Source organism: Citrobacter sp. 506, assembly GCF_050434985.1.
GTDB lineage: Bacteria > Pseudomonadota > Gammaproteobacteria > Enterobacterales > Enterobacteriaceae > Citrobacter > Citrobacter braakii.
Genome location: NZ_JBNDJN010000002.1, coordinates 381,241 through 401,627, shown reverse-complemented (window position 1 = coordinate 401,627; position 20,387 = coordinate 381,241). Strand labels below are relative to the sequence as shown.

At 51.7% G+C, this 20,387-nt stretch carries 21 protein-coding genes; 16 read left to right on the top strand and 5 right to left on the bottom strand.

Annotated elements, in window-relative coordinates; genetic code table 11:
- Window positions 1-4: 4 nt before the first annotated feature.
- The 3 genes from eutL to eutR are packed head-to-tail and all read left to right on the top strand — an operon-like array spanning window position 5 to window position 2,307.
- Complete coding sequence (gene eutL, locus ABIE10_RS11960; RefSeq protein ID WP_016153946.1) at window positions 5-664, top strand: ethanolamine utilization microcompartment protein EutL; 660 nt, start codon at window positions 5-7, stop codon at window positions 662-664.
- Between the two features lie 11 nt (window positions 665-675).
- Window positions 676-1,206, top strand: coding sequence for an ethanolamine utilization microcompartment protein EutK (eutK, locus tag ABIE10_RS11955; RefSeq protein WP_016157100.1), 531 nt, complete (start codon window positions 676-678; stop codon window positions 1,204-1,206).
- A gap of 48 nt (window positions 1,207-1,254) precedes the next feature.
- Complete coding sequence (gene eutR / locus ABIE10_RS11950; protein WP_019077354.1) at window positions 1,255-2,307, top strand: HTH-type transcriptional regulator EutR; 1,053 nt, start codon at window positions 1,255-1,257, stop codon at window positions 2,305-2,307.
- 67 nt (window positions 2,308-2,374) lie between these two features.
- On the opposite strand, the gene hemF is transcribed toward eutR, so the two are convergent.
- On the bottom strand, window positions 2,375-3,274 hold the full coding sequence (hemF, locus tag ABIE10_RS11945; protein ID WP_019077353.1) for an oxygen-dependent coproporphyrinogen oxidase: 900 nt from the start codon (window positions 3,272-3,274) through the stop codon (window positions 2,375-2,377).
- 2 nt (window positions 3,275-3,276) lie between these two features.
- On the bottom strand, window positions 3,277-4,146 hold the full coding sequence (gene amiA / locus ABIE10_RS11940) for an N-acetylmuramoyl-L-alanine amidase AmiA (protein ID WP_016153942.1): 870 nt from the start codon (window positions 4,144-4,146) through the stop codon (window positions 3,277-3,279).
- A 211-nt stretch (window positions 4,147-4,357) separates the two neighbouring features.
- Between amiA and ABIE10_RS11935 the strand changes: the two genes are divergently transcribed.
- The 6 genes from ABIE10_RS11935 (at window position 4,358) to ABIE10_RS11910 (ending at window position 10,060) form a co-directional block, all read left to right on the top strand.
- Complete coding sequence (locus ABIE10_RS11935; RefSeq protein ID WP_047501622.1) at window positions 4,358-4,783, top strand: GNAT family acetyltransferase; 426 nt, start codon at window positions 4,358-4,360, stop codon at window positions 4,781-4,783.
- Window positions 4,770-5,219: a DUF2919 domain-containing protein gene (locus ABIE10_RS11930; protein WP_191220898.1), complete on the top strand. Its 450-nt coding sequence runs from the start codon at window positions 4,770-4,772 to the stop codon at window positions 5,217-5,219. Before ABIE10_RS11935 ends, ABIE10_RS11930 begins: the two co-directional genes overlap by 14 nt.
- Window positions 5,220-5,278: 59 nt before the next feature.
- Window positions 5,279-5,854, top strand: a complete 576-nt coding sequence (locus ABIE10_RS11925) for an RpoE-regulated lipoprotein (protein ID WP_429155793.1) — start codon at window positions 5,279-5,281, stop codon at window positions 5,852-5,854.
- 94 nt (window positions 5,855-5,948) lie between these two features.
- Window positions 5,949-6,848: a porphyrinogen peroxidase gene (yfeX, locus tag ABIE10_RS11920; protein ID WP_016153939.1), complete on the top strand. Its 900-nt coding sequence runs from the start codon at window positions 5,949-5,951 to the stop codon at window positions 6,846-6,848.
- 456 nt (window positions 6,849-7,304) lie between these two features.
- Complete coding sequence (gene argH, locus ABIE10_RS11915; RefSeq protein ID WP_141875476.1) at window positions 7,305-8,681, top strand: argininosuccinate lyase; 1,377 nt, start codon at window positions 7,305-7,307, stop codon at window positions 8,679-8,681.
- Window positions 8,682-8,743: 62 nt separating this feature from the next.
- Complete coding sequence (locus tag ABIE10_RS11910) at window positions 8,744-10,060, top strand: anaerobic C4-dicarboxylate transporter family protein (RefSeq protein WP_016153937.1); 1,317 nt, start codon at window positions 8,744-8,746, stop codon at window positions 10,058-10,060.
- A 121-nt stretch (window positions 10,061-10,181) separates the two neighbouring features.
- Here ABIE10_RS11910 and ABIE10_RS11905 read toward each other — a convergent pair whose 3' ends face one another.
- Complete coding sequence (locus tag ABIE10_RS11905; protein WP_016153936.1) at window positions 10,182-11,498, bottom strand: anaerobic C4-dicarboxylate transporter family protein; 1,317 nt, start codon at window positions 11,496-11,498, stop codon at window positions 10,182-10,184.
- 144 nt (window positions 11,499-11,642) lie between these two features.
- Here ABIE10_RS11905 and ABIE10_RS11900 point away from each other — a divergent pair, with 144 nt between their 5' ends.
- From ABIE10_RS11900 to cysM, 7 genes are all read left to right on the top strand, one after another.
- Complete coding sequence (locus ABIE10_RS11900) at window positions 11,643-12,299, top strand: FadR/GntR family transcriptional regulator (RefSeq protein ID WP_016153935.1); 657 nt, start codon at window positions 11,643-11,645, stop codon at window positions 12,297-12,299.
- A gap of 174 nt (window positions 12,300-12,473) precedes the next feature.
- Window positions 12,474-13,265: an SDR family oxidoreductase UcpA gene (gene ucpA, locus ABIE10_RS11895; RefSeq protein WP_016153934.1), complete on the top strand. Its 792-nt coding sequence runs from the start codon at window positions 12,474-12,476 to the stop codon at window positions 13,263-13,265.
- A gap of 156 nt (window positions 13,266-13,421) precedes the next feature.
- A complete protein-coding gene (locus ABIE10_RS11890) occupies window positions 13,422-14,438 on the top strand; it encodes a sulfate ABC transporter substrate-binding protein (protein ID WP_131379744.1) in 1,017 nt (338 codons plus the stop codon).
- Window positions 14,439-15,272, top strand: coding sequence for a sulfate/thiosulfate ABC transporter permease CysT (gene cysT / locus ABIE10_RS11885; RefSeq protein WP_003038061.1), 834 nt, complete (start codon window positions 14,439-14,441; stop codon window positions 15,270-15,272). It begins immediately after the preceding gene.
- Window positions 15,272-16,147, top strand: a complete 876-nt coding sequence (cysW, locus tag ABIE10_RS11880; protein ID WP_016153932.1) for a sulfate/thiosulfate ABC transporter permease CysW — start codon at window positions 15,272-15,274, stop codon at window positions 16,145-16,147. Before cysT ends, cysW begins: the two co-directional genes overlap by 1 nt.
- The gene (cysA, locus tag ABIE10_RS11875) at window positions 16,137-17,234 is read left to right on the top strand and encodes a sulfate/thiosulfate ABC transporter ATP-binding protein CysA (RefSeq protein WP_049282272.1); all 1,098 of its coding nucleotides are present in this window, start codon (window positions 16,137-16,139) and stop codon (window positions 17,232-17,234) included. The genes cysW and cysA overlap by 11 nt, the downstream gene beginning before the upstream one ends.
- A gap of 118 nt (window positions 17,235-17,352) precedes the next feature.
- Window positions 17,353-18,264: a cysteine synthase CysM gene (gene cysM / locus ABIE10_RS11870; protein ID WP_429155787.1), complete on the top strand. Its 912-nt coding sequence runs from the start codon at window positions 17,353-17,355 to the stop codon at window positions 18,262-18,264.
- A gap of 91 nt (window positions 18,265-18,355) precedes the next feature.
- On the opposite strand, the gene ABIE10_RS11865 is transcribed toward cysM, so the two are convergent.
- The gene (locus tag ABIE10_RS11865) at window positions 18,356-19,072 is read right to left on the bottom strand and encodes a type 1 glutamine amidotransferase (protein ID WP_429155785.1); all 717 of its coding nucleotides are present in this window, start codon (window positions 19,070-19,072) and stop codon (window positions 18,356-18,358) included.
- A 13-nt stretch (window positions 19,073-19,085) separates the two neighbouring features.
- Entirely contained in the window at window positions 19,086-20,378 is a 1,293-nt protein-coding gene (gene ptsJ / locus ABIE10_RS11860; RefSeq protein ID WP_131351107.1) for a transcriptional regulator PtsJ, read from the bottom strand.
- Window positions 20,379-20,387: the final 9 nt, after the last annotated feature.

Sequence of the window (20,387 nt, the reverse complement as noted above, 5' to 3'; positions counted from 1 at the left end):
CATCATGCCAGCATTAGATTTGATTAGACCTTCAGTCACCGCAATGCGCGTGATTGCCTCGGTAAATGACGGTTTTGCCCGTGAACTTAAATTACCGCCACATATACGTAGCCTCGGACTCATCACAGCAGATTCTGATGACGTGGCGTATATTGCCGCAGACGAAGCGACAAAACAGGCAATGGTGGAAGTGGTTTATGGCCGCTCGCTGTATGCCGGCGCGGCGCACAGTCCCTCTCCAACTTCGGGTGAAGTGCTGATTATGCTCGGTGGACCCAACCCGGCAGAAGTTCGCGCAGGTCTGGACGCGATGGTAGCCAATATTGAAAGCGGCGCGGCGTTTCAGTGGGCGAATGACGCAGAAGATACCGCCTTCCTGGCGCATGTGGTTTCGCGTACCGGCTCGTATCTCTCGGCGACCGCAGGATGCCGGCTTGGCGATCCGATGGCGTATCTGGTGGCGCCGCCGCTGGAAGCGACATTTGGTATTGATGCTGCGCTGAAATCGGCCGATGTACAACTGGTGACTTACGTTCCGCCGCCGTCAGAAACCAACTATTCGGCTGCGTTTATGACCGGTAGCCAGGCCGCTTGTAAAGCTGCATGTAACGCCTTTGCCGATGCCGTTCTGGATATTGCCCGTAACCCAATCCAGCGCGCGTAAGAGAGGTTGTGATGATCAATGCACTGGGATTACTGGAAGTGGATGGCATGGTCGCTGCCGTGGATGCGGCGGATGCCATGCTGAAAGCCGCGAACGTGCGCCTGCTTAGCCACGAAGTGCTCGATCCTGGCCGGTTGACGCTGGTGGTGGAAGGCGATCTGGCGGCGTGCCGCGCAGCGCTGGATGCCGGCAGCGCCGCTGCTGCGCGTACAGGCCGTGTTATCAGCCGTAAGGAAATCGGCCGACCGGACGATGATACCCAGTGGCTGATCGGCGGTTTTAAGCGCCAGCCGAAGAAACCAGAACAGAAGCCAGAAGTGAAAACAGATGTAAAAACGCAGAAGACGCAGGACGCCCCGTTGACGCCTGAATCCTCTGATCAACTTCTGACGCTGTTGGCATCGGTCCGTCAAGGAATGACGGCAGGGGAAGTGGCTGCCCACTTTGGCTGGTCACTTGATGAAGCCAGAAAGGCGCTGGAACAGCTCTTTTCTGACGGAGCGTTGCGTAAACGCAGTAGTCGCTATCGCTTAAAAAATTAACCTGTCGGAGGGCCGGGGGCTTCGTTGAAGCTTCCGGCTTAAAAGATCATGAAAAAGAACCGTACTGCAAACCTGCACCATCTTTATCATGAAGCATTACCCGAAGACGTTAAACTTACGCCGAAAGTGGAGGTGGACAACGTTCACCAGCGGCGAACAACGGATGTGTATGAGCATGCGCTGACGATTACCGCATGGCAGCAGATCTACGACCAGTTACATCCGGGAAAATTTCATGGCGAGTTCACGGAAATCCTGCTCGATGATATTCAGGTGTTCCGTGAATACACCGGACTGGCGTTACGTCAGTCGTGTCTTGTCTGGCCGAATTCTTTCTGGTTTGGTATTCCGGCCACGCGCGGCGAACAGGGATTTATTGGCACCCAGTGTCTGGGGAACGCTGAAATTGCCACCCGCCCTGGCGGGACAGAGTTTGAACTGAGTACGCCGGATGATTACACCATTCTGGGTGTCGTCATTTCGGAAGAGGCGATTGCCCGTCAGGCCAACTTCCTGCATAACCCGGAAAGAGTGCTGCATATGCTGCGCAACCAGTCGGCGCTGGAAGTGAAAGAACAACACAAAGCCGCGTTATGGGGCTTTGTGCAGCAGGCGCTGGCGACGTTTAGCGAAAATCCGGAAAACCTCCATCAACCTGCGGTACGCAAAGTGCTGGGCGATAACCTGCTGCTGGCGATGGGCACTATGCTGGAAGAGGCGCAGCCGATTATCACGGCTGAGAGCATCAGCCATCAGAGCTATCGTCGCCTGCTGTCGCGTGCGCGCGAATATGTGCTGGAAAATATGTCAGAACCGCTGACCGTGCTCGATCTGTGTAATCAACTGCACGTCAGCCGTCGGACGTTGCAAAACGCCTTTCATGCGATCCTTGGTATCGGTCCGAATGCCTGGTTAAAACGCATTCGCCTGAACGCCGTACGTCGCGAGCTGATAAGCCCGTGGTCGCAGAGTACGACGGTGAAAGACGCCGCCATGCAGTGGGGATTCTGGCATTTAGGGCAGTTTGCCACCGACTACCAGCAGCTGTTTGCGGAAAAACCTTCATTGACGCTGCATCAGCGCATGCGCCAGTGGGCATGATGCGATGAATGTGCCGGATGCGACGCAAATGCGTTTTATCCGGCCTGGGGGCTGGTATTGTCTGGGGTTACACCCAGTCGCGAACCTGAATAAACTCGCTAAGGGCGGCTTCCGGGCTGTTCGCTTCCGGCTGCCAGTCATACTCCCAGCGCACCAGCGGCGGCATCGACATCAGAATCGATTCCGTACGGCCGCCGGTCTGCAGACCGAATAACGTGCCGCGATCCCACACCAGGTTAAATTCCACATAGCGTCCGCGACGGTAAAGCTGAAAATTGCGTTCACGTTCGCCCCAGCTCATTGCTTTGCGGCGCTCAACGATGGGCAGATACGCTTCGGTATAGCCTTGACCTACCGCCTGCATAAAGGCGAAGCCGTGGTCGAAATCCGGCGTATTCAAATCATCGAAAAACAGCCCGCCAATGCCGCGCTGTTCGTTGCGATGCTTGAGGAAGAAGTAGTCATCGCACCACTTCTTGTAACGGGGATAAACGTCTTCGCCGAACGGCTGGCACAGATCTCGCGCCGTGCGGTGCCAGTGAACCGCATCCTCATCAAAGCCGTAGTAGGGCGTTAAGTCAAAGCCGCCGCCAAACCACCAGACCGGGTCAGTGCCCGGTTTTTCCGCGATAAAAAATCGCACGTTGGCGTGACTGGTCGGAATGTAGGGATTCTGCGGATGTACCACCAGCGAGACGCCCATGGCCTCAAAGCTGCGTCCCGCAAGCTCGGGGCGATGTGCGGTAGCCGAGGCCGGCATTGCCTCGCCGTGAACGTGGGAGAAGTTGACGCCCGCTTGCTCGAAAATACCGCCGTTACGCAGCACCCGGCTGCGCCCGCCGCCGCCTGCTTCACGCTGCCAGTTATCCTCAACAAACTCGGCGCCGTCTACGGCGGATAACTGCTGGCAAATATCATCTTGCAGGCTGAGCAGGAACTGTTTTACGCGCTGTGCATCGGGCTTCATGGTTAACGTTTCTTCGAGTGTGCTTTCTGGTTATCAAACCAGTGGAAATAGCTGATGATGCCATTGGCGATAGCGGTGGCGATTTTCTGGCGAAATGCCGCCGTGCCCAGCAGACGTTCTTCTTCCGGGTTGGTAATGAACGAGGTTTCGACCAGTACCGACGGAATTGATGGTGATTTTAGCACCACGAAGGCGGCTTGTTCCGTGCTGCGGCTGTGAAGACGGTGTACCGGCTTGATCTTCTTGAGAATATGCGAGCCTAACGTCAGGCTGTTTTTAATGGTATCCGTTTGTACCAGATCGAACAGCACCTGCTGCAGCAAATGGTCTTTATCGGTGGTCTTCTTCCCGGCCACTTCATCGGCCCGGTTTTCACGATCGGACAGATACTTCGCCATGGCGCTACTGGCACCGCGATTGGACAACGCAAAGACCGACGCACCTGCAGCGCTCGGATTGGTAAAACCGTCGGCGTGGATCGACATGAACAGGTCCGCGCCATGCTTATGAGCGATCTCGACGCGATCGTAAAGCGGAATAAATGTATCGCCGGAGCGCGTCAGGCGCGCATCAATCCCCTGGTTGCGTAGAATCGAGCGCACGTTTTTGGCAATCGCCAGTACCACGTGCTTTTCCTTCGACCCATTGCGACCAATTGCGCCGGTATCAATCCCTCCGTGACCCGGATCAAGGACAACAACGCGCTTAGCGCCGGCTTTTTTCGCTTTCGGTTTGCTGTGTCCATTGCTGGTCTTAAGCGCTTCTTCTTTAGCGATGGCTTGCGACATGCCTGACAGCGTTAGGGCGGCCAGCCCGGCTTTCAACACCTGGCGGCGCGATGTGAGTGTTTTTAGTGGTTTAAAAGTGCTCATACGGCCTGAGTTGTAAAAAAAGGTTCTAAACGTTATATCGTATCGCGTTGTCCGTTGCGACGGATCGGGATAAGAATTGTTTTACTTTTCATTTCAATACGTGACAATTCCGTATTATGCCATTTTTTCCGCCGCTTCGCGTCAGATATTGGCTAAATCAGCCGTTCGCGCCATAATCGCTTTTTAACGTCCTGAAAAGGTACCCAATACCATGGAAATACGCGTTTTTCGCCAGGAAGATTTCGAAGAGGTGATCACCCTCTGGGAGCGCTGTGATTTGCTGCGTCCATGGAACGACCCTGAAATGGACATTGAGCGTAAACTCAATCATGACGTCAGCTTGTTCCTGGTCGCTGAAGTGAATGGCGAGGTGGTCGGTACGGTGATGGGAGGATATGACGGGCATCGCGGCTCGGCCTATTACCTGGGCGTACATCCTGAGTTTCGCGGTCGCGGCATTGCCAATGCGCTGCTCAACCGGCTGGAGAAAAAGCTCATTGCCCGCGGTTGTCCGAAGATTCAAATCATGGTGCGTGACGATAATGACGTCGTACAGGGTATGTATGAACGTCTGGGCTATGAACATGCGGATGTACTCAATCTGGGCAAGCGTTTGATCGAAGATGAAGAGTACTGAGTTTCATCCGGCCGACTATGACGCTCATGGGCGTCTGCGCCTGCCTTTTCTCTTCTGGTGCGTGCTGCTGCTGCAGGCGCGCACCTGGGTTCTGTTTGTGATTGCCGGTTCTTCCCGTGAGCAGGGCAACGCGCTGCTGAATCTGTTTTATCCCGATCACGACGCTTTCTGGCTGGGTTTGCTTCCCGGCGTTCCTGCGGTATTGGCATTTTTACTCAGCGGGCGACGCTTTGCGTTTCCTGTGTTATGGCGCTGGCTGCGCGGGTTACTGATCCTCGCTCAACTGGTGCTGCTGTGCTGGCAGCCGGTGATGTGGCTGGCAGGCGATCCGGTCAACGGCGTCGGGCTGGCGCTGCTGGTGGCGGATGTCGTTGCGCTGATCTGGCTGTTAACTAATCAACGTCTGCGCGCCTGTTTTTCCCTCGAGAAAGAATAACGGCACTTTTTGGCGAAACCGGACTCCAAGCAACGTTGATAAATAAGGAAGGAAGTGAAATGAAATCACTGCGTTTGACTTTATGCGCGATGCCGCTGCTATTGACCGGGTGTTCAACGTTGTCATCGGTGAACTGGTCTGCCGCCAATCCGTGGAACTGGTTTGGTTCTTCAGCGCAGGTCACTGAGCAGGGCGTCGGAGCGTTGACTGGCGCTACGCCGCTGGATGAAAAAACCATTGCTGATGCGCTGGACGGTGATTACCGCCTGCGTAGCGGGATGAAGACCGATAACGGTAATGTGGTGCGCTTTTATGAAGCGATGAAAGATGACAAGCTGGCGATGGTCATCAATGGCAATCAGGGAACGATTAGCCGTATTGATGTAGTCGACAGCGATATTCCCTCTTCTGCGGGTGTCGAAATCGGTACACCGTTTAGCGACCTTTACACTAAAGCCTTTGGTAATTGTCAGAAGGCGGCTGGCGATGACAGCGCGGGCGTTGAATGCAAAGCTGAGGGAAGTCAACATATTAGCTATGTCTTTTCCGGTGAGTGGAGCGGGCCTGAGGGCTTAATGCCGTCTGACGATACGTTGAAAGCATGGAAAGTAAGCAAAATTATCTGGCGGCGTTAATTTGCGTCTGAACAAATCGGCTTGTTAAAAAAACAGGTAGAATAGCGCCCATCAATGCCACGATGTCGTGGCATCTTTTTTTTCAGGAGGAACAATGTCTCAGGTTCAGAGTGGCATTTTGCCAGAACATTGCCGTGCGGCGATTTGGATTGAAGCCAATGTTAAAGGCGACGTTGAGGCCCTGCGTGGGGCCAGCAAAACCTTCGCCGATAAGCTGGCGACCTTTGAAGCGAAGTTCCCGGATGCTCATCTGGGCGCGGTTGTTGCTTTTGGCAACAACACCTGGCGTACACTGAGCGGCGGCGTTGGCGCAGAAGAGTTAAAAGACTTTATCCCTTACGGTAAAGGTCTTGCGCCAGCCACCCAGTATGATGTGCTGATTCATATTCTCTCTTTGCGTCATGACGTGAATTTCTCCGTTGCACAGGCGGCAATGGAAGCCTTTGGCGACTGTATTGAAGTCAAAGAAGAGATCCACGGTTTCCGTTGGGTTGAAGAGCGCGATCTCAGCGGCTTTGTTGACGGAACGGAAAACCCGGCAGGCGTTGAAACGCGCCGTGAAGTCGCGGTTATTAAAGATGGCGTGGATGCTGGCGGCAGCTATGTGTTTGTGCAGCGTTGGGAACATAACCTGAAGCAGCTTAACCGCATGAGCATTCATGACCAGGAAATGATGATTGGGCGTACCAAGGAAGCCAACGAAGAGATCGACGGTGATGACCGTCCGGTTACTTCTCACCTGAGCCGCGTCGATCTCAAAGAAGACGGTAAAGGACTGAAAATTGTGCGCCAGAGCCTGCCATACGGCACCGCCAGCGGTACGCACGGCCTCTATTTCTGTGCCTATTGCGCCCGTTTGCACAACATCGAGCAGCAACTGCTGAGCATGTTTGGCGACACTGACGGCAAGCGCGACGCGATGCTGCGCTTCACTAAACCGGTGACCGGCGGCTATTATTTCGCGCCATCGCTGGATCGTTTGCTGGCCCTGTAATTTTTTTATGCCAGATGGCGCTGATGCCGCCATCTGGCACAATATAGCTCTCCCCCGAATCACCCAACGTCCGCCATGCTGATGATGCACTCGCGTTGACGCTCATCCTGAAAAATCACCTCCCACGTTCATTATTATTTACCTGCCAGTTTCTCGGTTATGACAACGGTATTAAATGGAATTATTTAGAATTAATAAACTATTAATAACAATTTATTACTTTAAAAATTCTGAATATATCTGAATTAAATCACAATTTAAATGTGATGAAGATCAGGTTTTTTAATGCAATTTATGAAAATAAAATAAATAATAAGTGTAATTAATTTAGCTATAAATTGATTTAATACCTTCATTTGTTGACAATTAAAATGACTGTCTTGTAATCTGAAAATGACCGAAAAATAACGGAATTCATATTTAACCATTTTGCAACAAAGGGTCATTGGAGGTTTTATGTCTACAAAATTATGGGGTGGGCGTTTTGATATGCCTACAAATAAACTGGTCGAATCTTATAATGCGACAATTATGCTGGAACAACGTCTCTGCCCTTTTGATATTCAGGGGAGTATTGCTCACGCCACTATGCTGGGCCGTCAGGGGATTATCACGCAGGATGAAGCGAATGCGATTATTGGCGGGTTAAGGCAAGTTAATAAAGAGATTGAGGACGGGCAATTCGTTTTTGATACCGTTGATGAAGATATTCATATGGCGATAGAAAGACGTATGACAGAAATAATTGGTCCTGTAGGCGGGAAGCTACATACCGGCCGCAGTCGTAATGACCAGACGACTGTCGATTCGAAAATGCACATGAGATCGACTATTCGTGAAATTCAGCAGGATATCGTTCATCTACAAAAAGTTATTATCAGCAAAGCTGAAAATAACATTAATGCGATCATGCCTGGCTATACTCATTTACAGACCGGTCAGCCTATACTTCTGTCGCACTGGATAATGGCATATTATTGGATGTTACGCCGTGACTGGACTCGTTTTGCAGACCTTTATCAACGCATGGGGGAATGCCCTTTAGGTTCAGCAGCCCTTGCCGGTACTACTTTCCCCATTGATCGTGATTTCACGGCCAAAGAGCTTGGCTTTGACAAACCGACTGAAAACAGTATTGATTCTGTCAGCGATCGTGACCATATGGTTGAATTCACTGCCGCCGCTGCTATGTGCTTTATGCATCTTACCCGTTTGTCAGAAGAACTGGTTTTATTCTCAAGTCAGGATTTTAAGTTTATTGAGCTTTCAGATGATTTCTGTACCGGTTCCAGCATCATGCCACAGAAGAAAAACCCCGACGTGGCTGAAAAAATGCGCGGCAAAGGGGGGCGTATGTACGGAAATCTAATGGCGATGTTGACCATTATGAAAGGTATCCCTCTGGCCTATAATACTGATATGAGTGAGGATAAAGAGCAGGTCTATGACTCTATGGATACCTTACAGACCAGTCTGAAAATTATGGCGCCGATGCTCGAAAAAATGGTTATTCTTTCAGATAATACTCGCAGCGCAGCGGCAAGAGGATTTTCAAACGCAACCGATATGGCTGACTACCTGGTTCGTAAAGGCATTCCTTTTAGAGAAGCTCACCATATTGTTGGCAGTGCTGTTAATTACTGTATAAAACATAGAAAAATGTTGGAAGAGCTTACTCTGGATGAATTCCACTCATTTGATGATAAAATCGAAAATGATATTTATGAGAGTATATCTCTCGAAGCATGTATTAAATCAAGAATGTCTTATGGTGGCACAGGGACTGATGCTGTTAAAAAACAGATCGAAATTGCTAAATCATATTTAAACTAATCCCGAGCATAGTAATTAATATCTCCCGGATGCAATATCCGGGAGACGCTTTGAGGTGAAAAATGGATGCTTTATTTTTTATACAATTATTTATTGTACTCGCCTGTATTGGTATAGGCGGGCGTTATGGCGGAATGGGGCTGGGTGCTGGTGGAGGACTTGGTGTTGCAATATTAGTTCTGGGTTTTGGACTTAAACCCTCCGCACCATCTATTACTGCAATGCTAATTATTATTTGTGTGATTGGCGCTGTCAGCGTATTACAGGCCGCTGGTGGGCTTGATTATCTTGTGCGCGTGGCTGAAAAATTACTCCGTAAAAAACCACAGGCAATTACTTTTGTTGCCCCCATATTAACTTCCATATTTACGCTATTCTGTGGAACTACTTACGTTGCTTTCTCTTTGTATCCGGTTGTCGCTGAAGTAGCTGCTGAAGCAAAGGTCCGTCCGGAGCGAGCGTTGTCCGCAACGGTTATTGCGGCCAGTGTCGCGGTTGCTGCCAGTCCGATGAGTGCGGCAACCGCGGGGATGCTGGCTATTCTGCATGAATATGCCGGGATTAGCCTTGGGCAAATACTGACGATTGCTCTCCCATCATTCTTTATGGCTGCTATTGTTACCAGCTTTTCAGTTTATAAACGCGGAAAAGAGCTGGAGGATGATCCGGAATTCCAGAGGAGAGTTGCTGCTGGCGAATATGAGTTCATGCATACTGAGCAGAAAAAAGAATTTGTTGCTTCAGCTGGCGCTAAAAAAGGTGTCGTTATCTTTGCGATTGGTGTGGTACTGGTACTTATTTTAGGTTCTTTTACTGAGTTACTCCCTTCCTGGGATGGAAAAAGACTGTCAACCCCAATGGTTATTCAGATGGTCATGTTGACAGCCGCTTTGTTTATTATGATTGTCAGTAAAGTACCAAGTAGTACCTTGAATAGCGGCTCAGTCTTCCGTGCAGGTTTGATGGGAGTGGTAGCAATACTCGGTGTTTCATGGATGACGGCAACGTTTTTTGATGCTTATCAGCCAGAACTGATTAAAGTTTTTGGTGGCATTGTCAATGATGCACCAATGCTATTTGGTGTGGTTGTATTCTTGTTCTCGCTGGTCATTATGAGCCCGGCGGCGACGGTAGCTGCCATCATGCCACTCGGTGTTACTTTAGGTATTCCAGCCCCGTTTCTTATCGCTATTTTTGCTTGTACCTGTGGTGACTTTATTATACCTGGAGCAAATCAAATCGGCTGTGTTGCATTTGATCGAACAGGTACCACAAAGATTGGACGCTTTGTTGTCAACCATAGCTATATTCGTCCGGGCTTTGTGATGGTTATCTCTCAGGTAATTTTTGCTTATCTCATTGCTCAGGTTGTTCTGTAAAGTACATTCTATGGAAAATTGCAGTGGCGCTATTCAGAAGTGAGTAACAGGCATCCTCTCTGAATTCATTCGGGGGGGATGCCATGAAGAAAAGGTTTACCACAATTAAATTGCTCTCTCACTACATCAGCATTTTGGAAAAAAGGAAGCAAAAAAGAGTTGATGCTACAACGGTGACAAGACCAGGTAGCATGTAGCTGTGATTAACCACATACTTGCCAATTCGAGTTGTCCCGGTACGATCAAACGCCACACAGCCAATCTGTGCCCCCCCTGGAATAATGAATGATCCACAAGTCAGCGGGAGCAGGGCGACCAGGGTTTCTGCCGGATATCCCATTAACACGCCAGCGGGGAGTAGCGCGACAGCAGTCGCTGCGGGGCTATAAATTACGGCTGAAAGACCAAAAACAATAATGCCGAACAAGACTGGATTCTGGAAACCGTGGAAAGCCGTGTTAAATAATTCGTGCCATGCCTCAAAAAAGGAGTTCATCATCCATGACAGACCAAATATGGCGACAACACCTACAAGACCTGCTTTAAAGACAGAACCTGAATCGAGTTTTGACGGAGAAATTCGACATACCATCATAATAATACATGCTGTTGTCAGCATAACTATTTGCAGCGTGGTAGGGATACTCATACGCTCCATTCCGGTACCGTTATTCCACTCAGGACGTAATTCAGGAATTGAACCCATAAGTACGACCAGAATGATACCGGTAAGGAAAATCAGCAATCCTCTCTTCGCCTCTTTTGTCACTATATTGGCTGTTCGCTCTTCAGCTTTTACTGATTCAAACTCACCTTCAGCAACCCTGCGTTGGAATTCCGGATCATTTTTAAGCTCATGACCTCTTTTAAAGACGAACAGGCAGCCGACAACGCAGCCAAGGAACGTTCCGGGAACGGTGACTAACAAGATATCTAAAGCAGAGACATGTAATCCAGCAAGGACAGCAATTGTCCCTGTAACGACCGCACTGACCGGGCTGGCAATAAGCCCAAAATTGGCAGCGATTACTGACATCGACATGGCTCTCTCTGGCCGTACTCTGGCATCTGCTGCAATTTCAGCAATGACTGGATAAACCGAAAAGGCAACATATCCTGTTCCGCAGATAGCAGTAAAAAGGTAAGCGACTGCGGGGCCGAGGAAAGTGATCGCGCCCGGCCACTTTCTGAGGATCCGTTCTGCCATCGTAACGAATAAATCAAGCCCGCCAGCCGCCTGGAGGATTGTGATGCAAGTGATAACCGCAAGGATAATAGAAATAACAGTGAAAGGAGGTGAGTCGGGAGGGAGTCCAAAACCAAAAGTCAGGATAGCGAGTCCTAACCCGCCAGCAGCCCCCAGGCCAATCCCACCAAAACGCCCACCTATACCGATACATATAAGTACTATCGCAAACTGAGTTACGAATAACACCATAATTAATTCCTTTTTATTAACAAATGGCTTGGTATAATTTGAATAATAGGGGCTATAATCTTACCATAACAGTATATTAAGCAATCTAACTTATTAGATTATTTATACTCATCAGTTTTGCAGCACTTTAATCCGAGAGTGTTTATGGATAACAAAAACGAACTGTTTGAAAGTATTAAAAATTATCTGCTTGATGATGCTAACCGCAATGCTGATGGTCGCATTGAAACTGAAACTGAGCTTGCCGTTCGTTTTAATACATCAAGATATAAAGTTCGTCAGGCGCTTAGCACACTGGTACAGATGGGAATGTTGGAACGATCTCCTCGTCGTGGCAGCGTCTTGAAGAATTTGGAACAGCACAACATAAATCACCAGTTGTTAATGCAGTTTGATTTGTCTGGGTTTGATATCACAGAATTTACAGAGGCAAGGATCCTGATTGAGTGCGCGATTATCCCTCTGGCAACGCGTAGAATTTTTCCGGCGATGCTCTCCAAACTTGAAAATGAGCTAAGGCTTATTGAAGAGAATGCGGATAACCCCCAGGTGGCCGATCGTCACGATAGAGATTTTCATTTGCTCTTGCTACAGGCGAGTGGCAACCGGGTGCTGCAGGTTTTCTCTGATGTCCTCATTACTTATTTTGAGAAAACAAGGGAGTCGTTACCTGCGAACGATCGTCAGTATTTTCTTGATACGGCGGCAAAACAGAGGGAAATACTGCTTCATATTAAAAAAGGGGATGCGCAGATGGCATCGGAGTTGATGAGAGCACATTTGCTGGAAAAACGGCTGTAAGTCTTCTGTTAATCTGGTCAGAGCATGTTTACCGTTGGGTCCCCGCAACGCCGGGGATTTTTTTTACCTGAGATTAACCTGATTTAGTGAGCTATTCCTCAGCACTTATTTGTTATTGCTGTATCTTCTGCGTGAATGAAGCGAATGCTTCATATTCAAAAGGAGAATATTGAAATGGGAAAACTCACGGGCAAAACAGCATTGATTACGGGCGCATCTCAGGGTATTGGCGAAGGGATCGCCAGAACATTTGCCCGCCATGGCGCGAACCTAATCCTGCTGGATATCTCCGATGAGATTGAAAAACTGGCGGATGAGTTGGCTGGGCGCGGGCACCGTTGCACCGCCGTACACGCTGACGTCAGAGATTTTGCGTCGGTCACGGAAGCGGTAAAACGCGCGAAGAAGATTGAAGGCAAAATCGATATTCTGGTCAACAATGCGGGCGTATGTCGCCTCGGCAACTTCCTTGATATGAGCGATGAAGATCGCGATTTCCACATTGATATCAACATTAAAGGCGTCTGGAACGTGACGAAAGCCGTTCTGCCGGAGATGATTGCGCGCAAAGACGGGCGCATCGTAATGATGTCCTCTGTGACCGGCGATATGGTTGCCGATCCGGGCGAAACGGCCTACGCGCTGTCGAAAGCCGCAATCATCGGTTTGACCAAATCTCTGGCGGTGGAATACGCGCAGTCCGGCATTCGCGTTAATGCTATTTGCCCGGGCTACGTTCGTACGCCGATGGCGGAAAATATCGCTCGTCAGTCTAATCCGGAGGATCCTGAATCCGTATTAGTCGAAATGGCAAAAGCGATCCCGATGCGCCGCTTGGCCTGCCCACTTGAGGTTGGTGAACTGGCGGCATTCCTGGCGTCGGATGAGTCCAGTTACTTGACTGGCACGCAAAACGTGATTGATGGCGGCAGCACCCTGCCTGAAAGCGTTAGCGTCGGCGTCTGATTGATGCCGGTCTCCTCCCCGTGTGCTGGGGAGGAGGTACCCTTATTCTCTTTTCAACTTTCAAATCATCAAACGGTATATAAAACCGTTACTCCTTTAGCACTGGTTATAAATATGATGACCATAAGAAAGTCATTAAATTTATAAGGGTGCGCAATGGCCGTTAACTTACTGAAAAAAAGAACCCTGACGCTGGCAGCAATGCTGTTGCTGGTGGGTCAGGCGCAGGCAACGGAGCTGCTGAACAGTTCATACGATGTCTCTCGCGAGCTGTTTGCCGCCCTTAACCCGCCGTTTGAACAGCAATGGGCGAAGGATAACGGCGGTGACAAACTGACGATTAAACAATCTCATGCCGGGTCATCAAAACAGGCGCTGGCGATTCTGCAGGGGCTGAAAGCCGATGTGGTGACCTATAACCAGGTGACCGATGTGCAGATCCTGCATGACAAAGGCAAGCTGATCCCAGCCGACTGGCAAAGTCGTCTGCCGAATAACAGTTCGCCATTCTATTCCACCATGGCGTTTTTGGTGCGTAAGGGTAACCCGAAGAATATCCACGAATGGAACGACCTGGTTCGCCCGGACGTGAAACTGATTTTCCCGAATCCGAAAACCTCCGGTAACGCGCGTTATACCTATCTGGCTGCGTGGGGTGCGGCAGATAAAGCGGATGGTGGGGATAAAGCCAAAACTGAACAGTTCATGACCCAGTTTCTGAAAAACGTGGAAGTGTTTGATACCGGCGGTCGCGGGGCAACCACCACATTCGTGGAACGCGGCCTGGGCGATGTGCTGATCACCTTTGAATCAGAAGTGAACAACATCCGTAAACAGTATGAAGACCAGGGCTTCGAAGTGGTGGTGCCGAAGGTCAACATTCTGGCGGAGTTCCCGGTGGCCTGGGTAGATAAAAATGTGCAGGCTAACGGTACTGAAAAAGCGGCAAAAGCGTACCTGAACTGGCTGTACAGCCCGCAGGCGCAAGCCATCATTACCGATTTCTACTACCGCGTGAATAACCCGCAGGTGATGGACAAACTGCAGGATAAATTCCCGCAGACCGAACTTTTCCGCGTGGAAGACAGGTTTGGCTCGTGGCCTGAGGTAATGAAAACGCACTTTGTCAGCGGCGGTGAGTTGGACAAACTGTTGGCGGCGGGGCGTAAGTAAATGTTTGCTGTTTCTTCCCGACGCGTGCTGCCCGGCTTTACCTTGAGCCTGGGCACCAGCTTACTGTTTGTCTGCCTGATTTTGCTGCTACCGCTTAGCGCGCTGGTGATGCAATTGGCGCAAATGAGCTGGGCGCAATACTGGGATGTGATTACCAACCCGCAGGTGGTGGCGGCTTATAAAGTGACGCTACTGTCGGCGTTTGTGGCGTCGATTTTTAACGGCGTGTTTGGTTTGCTGATGGCGTGGATCTTAACCCGCTATCGCTTTCCGGGCCGTACGCTGCTGGATGCGCTGATGGATCTGCCGTTTGCGCTGCCTACGGCGGTAGCAGGTCTGACGCTGGCATCGCTTTTTTCGGTCAACGGTTTCTACGGCGAGTGGCTGGCGAAGCTGGATATTAAAGTGACTTACACCTGGCTTGGCATTGCGGTGGCGATGGCTTTTACCAGCATTCCATTCGTGGTGCGTACCGTGCAGCCGGTGCTGGAAGAGTTAGGTCCGGAGTATGAAGAAGCGGCGGAAACGCTCGGCGCTACGCGCTGGCAGAGCTTTCGTAAAGTGGTACTGCCGGAGCTGTCTCCCGCGCTAGTCGCGGGCGTTGCGCTCTCGTTTACCCGCAGCCTCGGTGAGTTTGGCGCGGTTATCTTTATCGCCGGAAACATCGCATGGAAAACGGAAGTGACCTCGCTGATGATTTTTGTTCGTTTGCAGGAGTTTGACTACCCGGCCGCCAGCGCGATTGCATCTGTGATCCTCGGGGCTTCGTTGCTGCTGCTGTTTTCAATTAACACCCTGCAAAGTCGCTTTGGTCGACGCGTGGTAGGTCACTGATGGCAGACATTACCCAATTGAAACGTTATGGCGCACCCCGCATCAACTGGGGAAAATGGTTTCTGATCGGCACGGGCATGCTGGTATCCGCCTTTATTTTGCTGGTGCCGATGGTTTACATCTTCGTGCAGGCGTTCAGCAAGGGGTTGATGCCGGTATTACACAACCTGGCTGATCCGGACATGCTGCACGCCATCTGGCTGACGGTGCTGATTGCGCTGATTGCGGTGCCGGTGAACCTGGTGTTTGGCGTGTTACTGGCCTGGCTGGTGACCCGCTTTAACTTCCCTGGACGCCAGTTGTTGCTCACATTACTGGATATTCCATTTGCCGTTTCACCAGTGGTCGCTGGCCTGGTCTATCTGCTGTTTTACGGCTCTAACGGCCCGCTTGGCGGATGGCTGGATGAACACAACCTGCAAATTATGTTTGCCTGGCCGGGAATGGTGCTGGTGACGGTGTTCGTGACCTGTCCGTTTGTAGTGCGCGAACTGGTGCCGGTGATGTTAAGCCAGGGCAGCCATGAAGATGAGGCGGCGGTTCTGCTTGGCGCATCCGGCTGGCAAATGTTCCGTCGCGTTACGCTGCCGAATATCCGTTGGGCATTGCTGTACGGCGTGGTGCTGACCAACGCCCGTGCGATTGGCGAGTTCGGTGCGGTATCGGTGGTTTCTGGCTCGATTCGCGGTGAAACCTTGTCTTTGCCGTTACAGATTGAATTACTGGAGCAGGACTACAACACAGTCGGCTCCTTTACCGCCGCGGCGCTATTAACGCTGATGGCGATTATTACCCTGTTTTTGAAGAGCATGTTGCAATGGCGCCTGGAAAACCAGGAGAAACGCGCGCAGCAGGAGGAAAATCATGAGCATTGAGATTGCCAATATTAAGAAGTCTTTTGGTCGCACACAGGTGCTGAACGATATCTCGCTGGATATTCCTTCAGGTCAGATGGTCGCTCTGTTGGGGCCTTCCGGATCGGGCAAAACTACGTTGCTGCGCATCATCGCCGGGCTGGAGCATCAGTCCAGCGGGCATATCCGTTTCCACGGCACTGATGTCAGTCGTTTGCACGCCCGCGACCGTAAGGTGGGGTTCGTGTTTCAGCACTATGCGCTGTTTCGTCATATGACCGTTTTCGACAATATCGCTTTTGGTCTGACTGTTCTGCCACGGCGGGAGCGCCCGAATGCGGCGACGATCAAAGCAAAGGTGATCAAACTGCTGGAGATGGTTCAACTGGCTCATCTGGCGGACCGTTTCCCGGCACAGCTTTCCGGTGGGCAAAAGCAGCGCGTGGCGTTGGCGCGTGCGCTGGCGGTAGAGCCGCAGATCTTGTTGCTCGACGAGCCGTTTGGCGCGCTCGATGCTCAGGTGCGTAAAGAGCTGCGTCGCTGGCTGCGTCAGTTGCATGAAGAGCTGAAGTTCACCAGCGTGTTTGTTACCCACGATCAGGAAGAAGCGACGGAAGTCGCAGACCGCGTGGTGGTGATGAGCCAGGGTCATATCGAGCAGGCCGATGCGCCCGATCAGGTATGGCGCGAACCGGCTACCCGTTTTGTCCTGGAATTTATGGGTGAAGTTAACCGCCTGCAAGGGACGATTCGCGGTGGACAATTCCACGTGGGCGCACATCGTTGGCCGCTGGGCTATACGCCTGGCTATCAGGGTCCGGTGGATCTGTTCCTGCGTCCGTGGGAAGTGGACGTCAGCCGTCGTACCAGTCTGGATTCGCCGTTGCCGGTGCAGGTGCTGGAAGCCAGCCCGAAAGGACACTACACCCAATTAGTTGTGCAACCCTTGGGGTGGTATAACGAACCGCTGACGGTGATTATGCAGGGCGATGATTCCCCGAACCGCGGCGAACGTCTGTTTGTTGGGTTGCAAAATGCGCGTTTGTATAATGGCGACCAGCGTATTGAAACGCGTGAAGAGGAACTTGCCCTGGCGCAAAGTGCCTGATAGGTTAATTCGTATAGTTATCATCCGGTGGCGCTGCGCTTACCGGGCTTAACGGGTGGTGCATGACCTGTAAGCCGGGTAAGCGCAGCGCCATCCGGCATTTTATTGAGCTGAAAACGTGAACACATTAGAACAAACAATTGGCAATACGCCTCTGGTGAAATTACAACGTCTGACGGCGGATAACGGCAGTGAAATTTGGGTCAAGCTGGAAGGCAATAATCCCGCAGGTTCAGTGAAAGACCGCGCGGCGTTGTCGATGATCGTTGAAGCGGAAAAGCGCGGGGAAATTCAGCCAGGCGACGTGCTGATTGAGGCCACCAGCGGTAATACGGGTATTGCGCTGGCGATGATTGCCGCGCTGAAAGGCTACCGCATGAAGCTCCTGATGCCAGACAACATGAGCCAGGAGCGACGTGCGGCGATGCGTGCTTACGGGGCTGAACTGGTTCTGGTGATCAAAGAGCAGGGGATGGAAGGGGCGCGTGATTTAGCCCTTGAGATGGCGCAGCGCGGAGAAGGTAAACTTCTCGATCAGTTTAATAATCCTGATAACCCGTATGCGCACTACACGACTACCGGACCCGAAATCTGGCAGCAGACGTCAGGACGTATTACCCATTTCGTCTCCAGCATGGGGACGACAGGCACCATTACCGGCGTATCGCGTTTTCTGCGTGAACAGGACAAACCCGTCACCATCGTTGGCCTGCAGCCGGAAGAAGGCAGTAGTATTCCGGGCATTCGTCGCTGGCCGGCGGAATATATGCCGGGCATTTTCAACGCCTCGCTGGTGGATGAGGTGCTGGATATTCATCAGAACGATGCGGAAAACACCATGCGTGAACTGGCCGTTCGCGAAGGGATTTTTTGCGGAGTGAGTTCTGGCGGCGCGGTTGCGGGCGCGTTACGCGTGGCGCGCGCGACACCGGGGGCGGTGGTGGTGGCGATCATCTGCGATCGCGGCGATCGCTACCTTTCCACCGGGGTCTTTGGCGAAGAGCATTTCAGCCAGGGATTAGGTATTTAATTTGTCGGCCTGATAAGCGTAGCGCTAGCAGGCAACCGTACGGCAGGATCGCCGGATGACGACGCAAAGCGTCTTCTCCGGCCCGCACTGTTCAATCGTTACGTTTTTCTACCAACTTATCAAGGAATTGCCACAGCGTCTCATTCATCTGCTGGTAATCCCAGGTGCGCATCTCTTCAACAGCGCGAATAAAGCGTTTCCCTTTCGCTTCGGCCAGTTCTTGCTCAGAGTGCTGAATTAATCCTTCGACCGCCTCGGCGGTAAACTCCATATGGCACTGAAAACCATAGACGAAATTACCGTATTGCACGATTTGTCGCGGACATCCCTCGCTTGTGGCAAGAATTGTCGCCAGGTCGGTTAATCCCGGCATGTCATTGTGCCAGTGACCCACGTTGAGCGGTGAGCCGAAATGGCTGAACAACGGATGCTGTTGGCCTGCCTCGGTCAGGGCGATCGGATAGTGACCAATCTCTTTTTCCGGGCTTTGGCACACCTTCGCGCCCAGTGCTTCGCCGATTAACTGCGACCCCAAACAGATCCCCACCACGATTTTACGTGCCGCAATAGCCTGGTTTATCAGATGTTGCTCTGCCTGAGAGTCAAAGTATGGGCACTCTGCGAGCGTGGTGCGGGGTGACTGCGGCCCACCAAATACCACCAGCATATCGAAGCCATCGGCATTAGCGGGAACAGTTTCTCCGGCGTAAACGCGCGACCAACTGATGGTATATCCGCGTGATTCGGCCCACGGCAGGTACGCGCCAGCAGATTCGAAAGACTCATGAACAACAAAATGAACTCGCACTTTTTCTCTCCTGTTAGCGCTTTAGCGCCTGATGGATATCAGTCGCCAGCTTATCAATGTCGCTGTCTGCTAATGTTGACAGCGTAATGCGCAAGCCATGCGCAGGCGTATTGACGCCAAACACTTCGCCTTCACGTACCAGCCAGCCGGACTTTGCCAGCGCAAAAGCGATCGCCTGGCTGTTATCTTCTAGCGGCAGCCACAGATTAAGACCGTCGCAGTCGGGCAGCGTAATGCCATGAAGCCGCAGAGCCGCTGTCAGCTTTTGCTGCTGGGCGGCGTAAAACTGCTGAGTTTGCGCCAGCGTGTGTTGATAAGTCTCGTCACTCAGGCAGGCGCAGGCCAGATCCTGCAGCAGATGGCTGACCCACTGACTGCCGGCGTTGAGCCGTAAACGCAGTTTCGCGGAAGTGAGTGGATCGCTGGCGACGATGGCCAGGCGTAAATCCGGGCCTAAAGTTTTCGACATTGAGCGAACAATCGCCCAGTGCGTGGTTTCCTTCGCAATCACCGGATACCAACGGCATGCGGACAGCAGCGCAAAGTGGTCGTCGACGATCACCAGCGTCTGCGGATAGCGGGCCAGGATTTCCTGCAATTGCGCCGCGCGGGATGCGCTCAGACTGCATCCTGTCGGGTTATGGGCGCGCGGCGTCAGAATCACCGCTCGCGCACCTTTCTGTAGCGCGATTTCCAGCATGTCTGGCTGCATGCCTTCGCTGTCAACGTTGACCGGACTGGCGGAGAATCCGGCATAACGCAGCATGTTGATGCTGCTCAAAAAGCATGGATCTTCTACCACAACGCTGTCGCCAGGCAGTAAATGGGCGCACAGTAGGCGCTCAATGGCATCAATGGCGCCGCTGGTGATATCAATTTCTCCCGTGGCTGGCATCGCATCTTGCATCCATTGCGCGGCCCACGCCTTAAGGCCGGGTGATACAGCGGCATCACCGTACAAACGAGGATTCTTATTTATTTGCGCGAAATAACGGCTGAGGTCGGGAAGACGCGCGGGGGCTGGATTACCGCCGGAAAGATCGATAAGCGCGGTATCCGGATTGCCGCCTTCCAGCGCAACGGGGGCTGAAATCCCCTTGATTACCGTGCCGTTACGTCCCTGGCTTTGTGCCAGCCCGGAGGTGACCAGGCGTTTATAAGCCGCCGCGACAGTATTACGGTTAACGTTCAATGCTGTTGCCAGTTCACGCACCGGCGGCAACGTTTCTCCTGCTGCCAACGTGCCTGTAGCGACATGTTGACGAATACTGTCAAAAATTTCGTTAGCGGTTTTTCCGTCGATCATTATTGACCT

Bases quoted from the DNA above. Each gene is read 5' to 3' on its own strand.
- cysA (WP_049282272.1), top strand. From the start codon at position 16,137: ATGAGCATTGAGATTGCCAATATTAAGAAGTCTTTTGGTCGCACACAG.
- ABIE10_RS11890 (WP_131379744.1), top strand. From the start codon at position 13,422: ATGGCCGTTAACTTACTGAAAAAAAGAACCCTGACGCTGGCAGCAATG.
- yfeX (WP_016153939.1), top strand. From the start codon at position 5,949: ATGTCTCAGGTTCAGAGTGGCATTTTGCCAGAACATTGCCGTGCGGCG.
- cysW (WP_016153932.1), top strand. From the start codon at position 15,272: ATGGCAGACATTACCCAATTGAAACGTTATGGCGCACCCCGCATCAAC.
- eutR (WP_019077354.1), top strand. From the start codon at position 1,255: ATGAAAAAGAACCGTACTGCAAACCTGCACCATCTTTATCATGAAGCA.
- eutK (WP_016157100.1), top strand. From the start codon at position 676: ATGATCAATGCACTGGGATTACTGGAAGTGGATGGCATGGTCGCTGCC.
- ucpA (WP_016153934.1), top strand. From the start codon at position 12,474: ATGGGAAAACTCACGGGCAAAACAGCATTGATTACGGGCGCATCTCAG.
- cysT (WP_003038061.1), top strand. From the start codon at position 14,439: ATGTTTGCTGTTTCTTCCCGACGCGTGCTGCCCGGCTTTACCTTGAGC.
- ptsJ (WP_131351107.1), bottom strand. From the start codon at position 20,378: ATGATCGACGGAAAAACCGCTAACGAAATTTTTGACAGTATTCGTCAA.
- ABIE10_RS11910 (WP_016153937.1), top strand. From the start codon at position 8,744: ATGGATGCTTTATTTTTTATACAATTATTTATTGTACTCGCCTGTATT.
- hemF (WP_019077353.1), bottom strand. From the start codon at position 3,274: ATGAAGCCCGATGCACAGCGCGTAAAACAGTTCCTGCTCAGCCTGCAA.
- ABIE10_RS11930 (WP_191220898.1), top strand. From the start codon at position 4,770: ATGAAGAGTACTGAGTTTCATCCGGCCGACTATGACGCTCATGGGCGT.
- ABIE10_RS11900 (WP_016153935.1), top strand. From the start codon at position 11,643: ATGGATAACAAAAACGAACTGTTTGAAAGTATTAAAAATTATCTGCTT.
- ABIE10_RS11925 (WP_429155793.1), top strand. From the start codon at position 5,279: ATGAAATCACTGCGTTTGACTTTATGCGCGATGCCGCTGCTATTGACC.
- ABIE10_RS11905 (WP_016153936.1), bottom strand. From the start codon at position 11,498: ATGGTGTTATTCGTAACTCAGTTTGCGATAGTACTTATATGTATCGGT.
- ABIE10_RS11935 (WP_047501622.1), top strand. From the start codon at position 4,358: ATGGAAATACGCGTTTTTCGCCAGGAAGATTTCGAAGAGGTGATCACC.
- amiA (WP_016153942.1), bottom strand. From the start codon at position 4,146: ATGAGCACTTTTAAACCACTAAAAACACTCACATCGCGCCGCCAGGTG.
- argH (WP_141875476.1), top strand. From the start codon at position 7,305: ATGTCTACAAAATTATGGGGTGGGCGTTTTGATATGCCTACAAATAAA.
- eutL (WP_016153946.1), top strand. From the start codon at position 5: ATGCCAGCATTAGATTTGATTAGACCTTCAGTCACCGCAATGCGCGTG.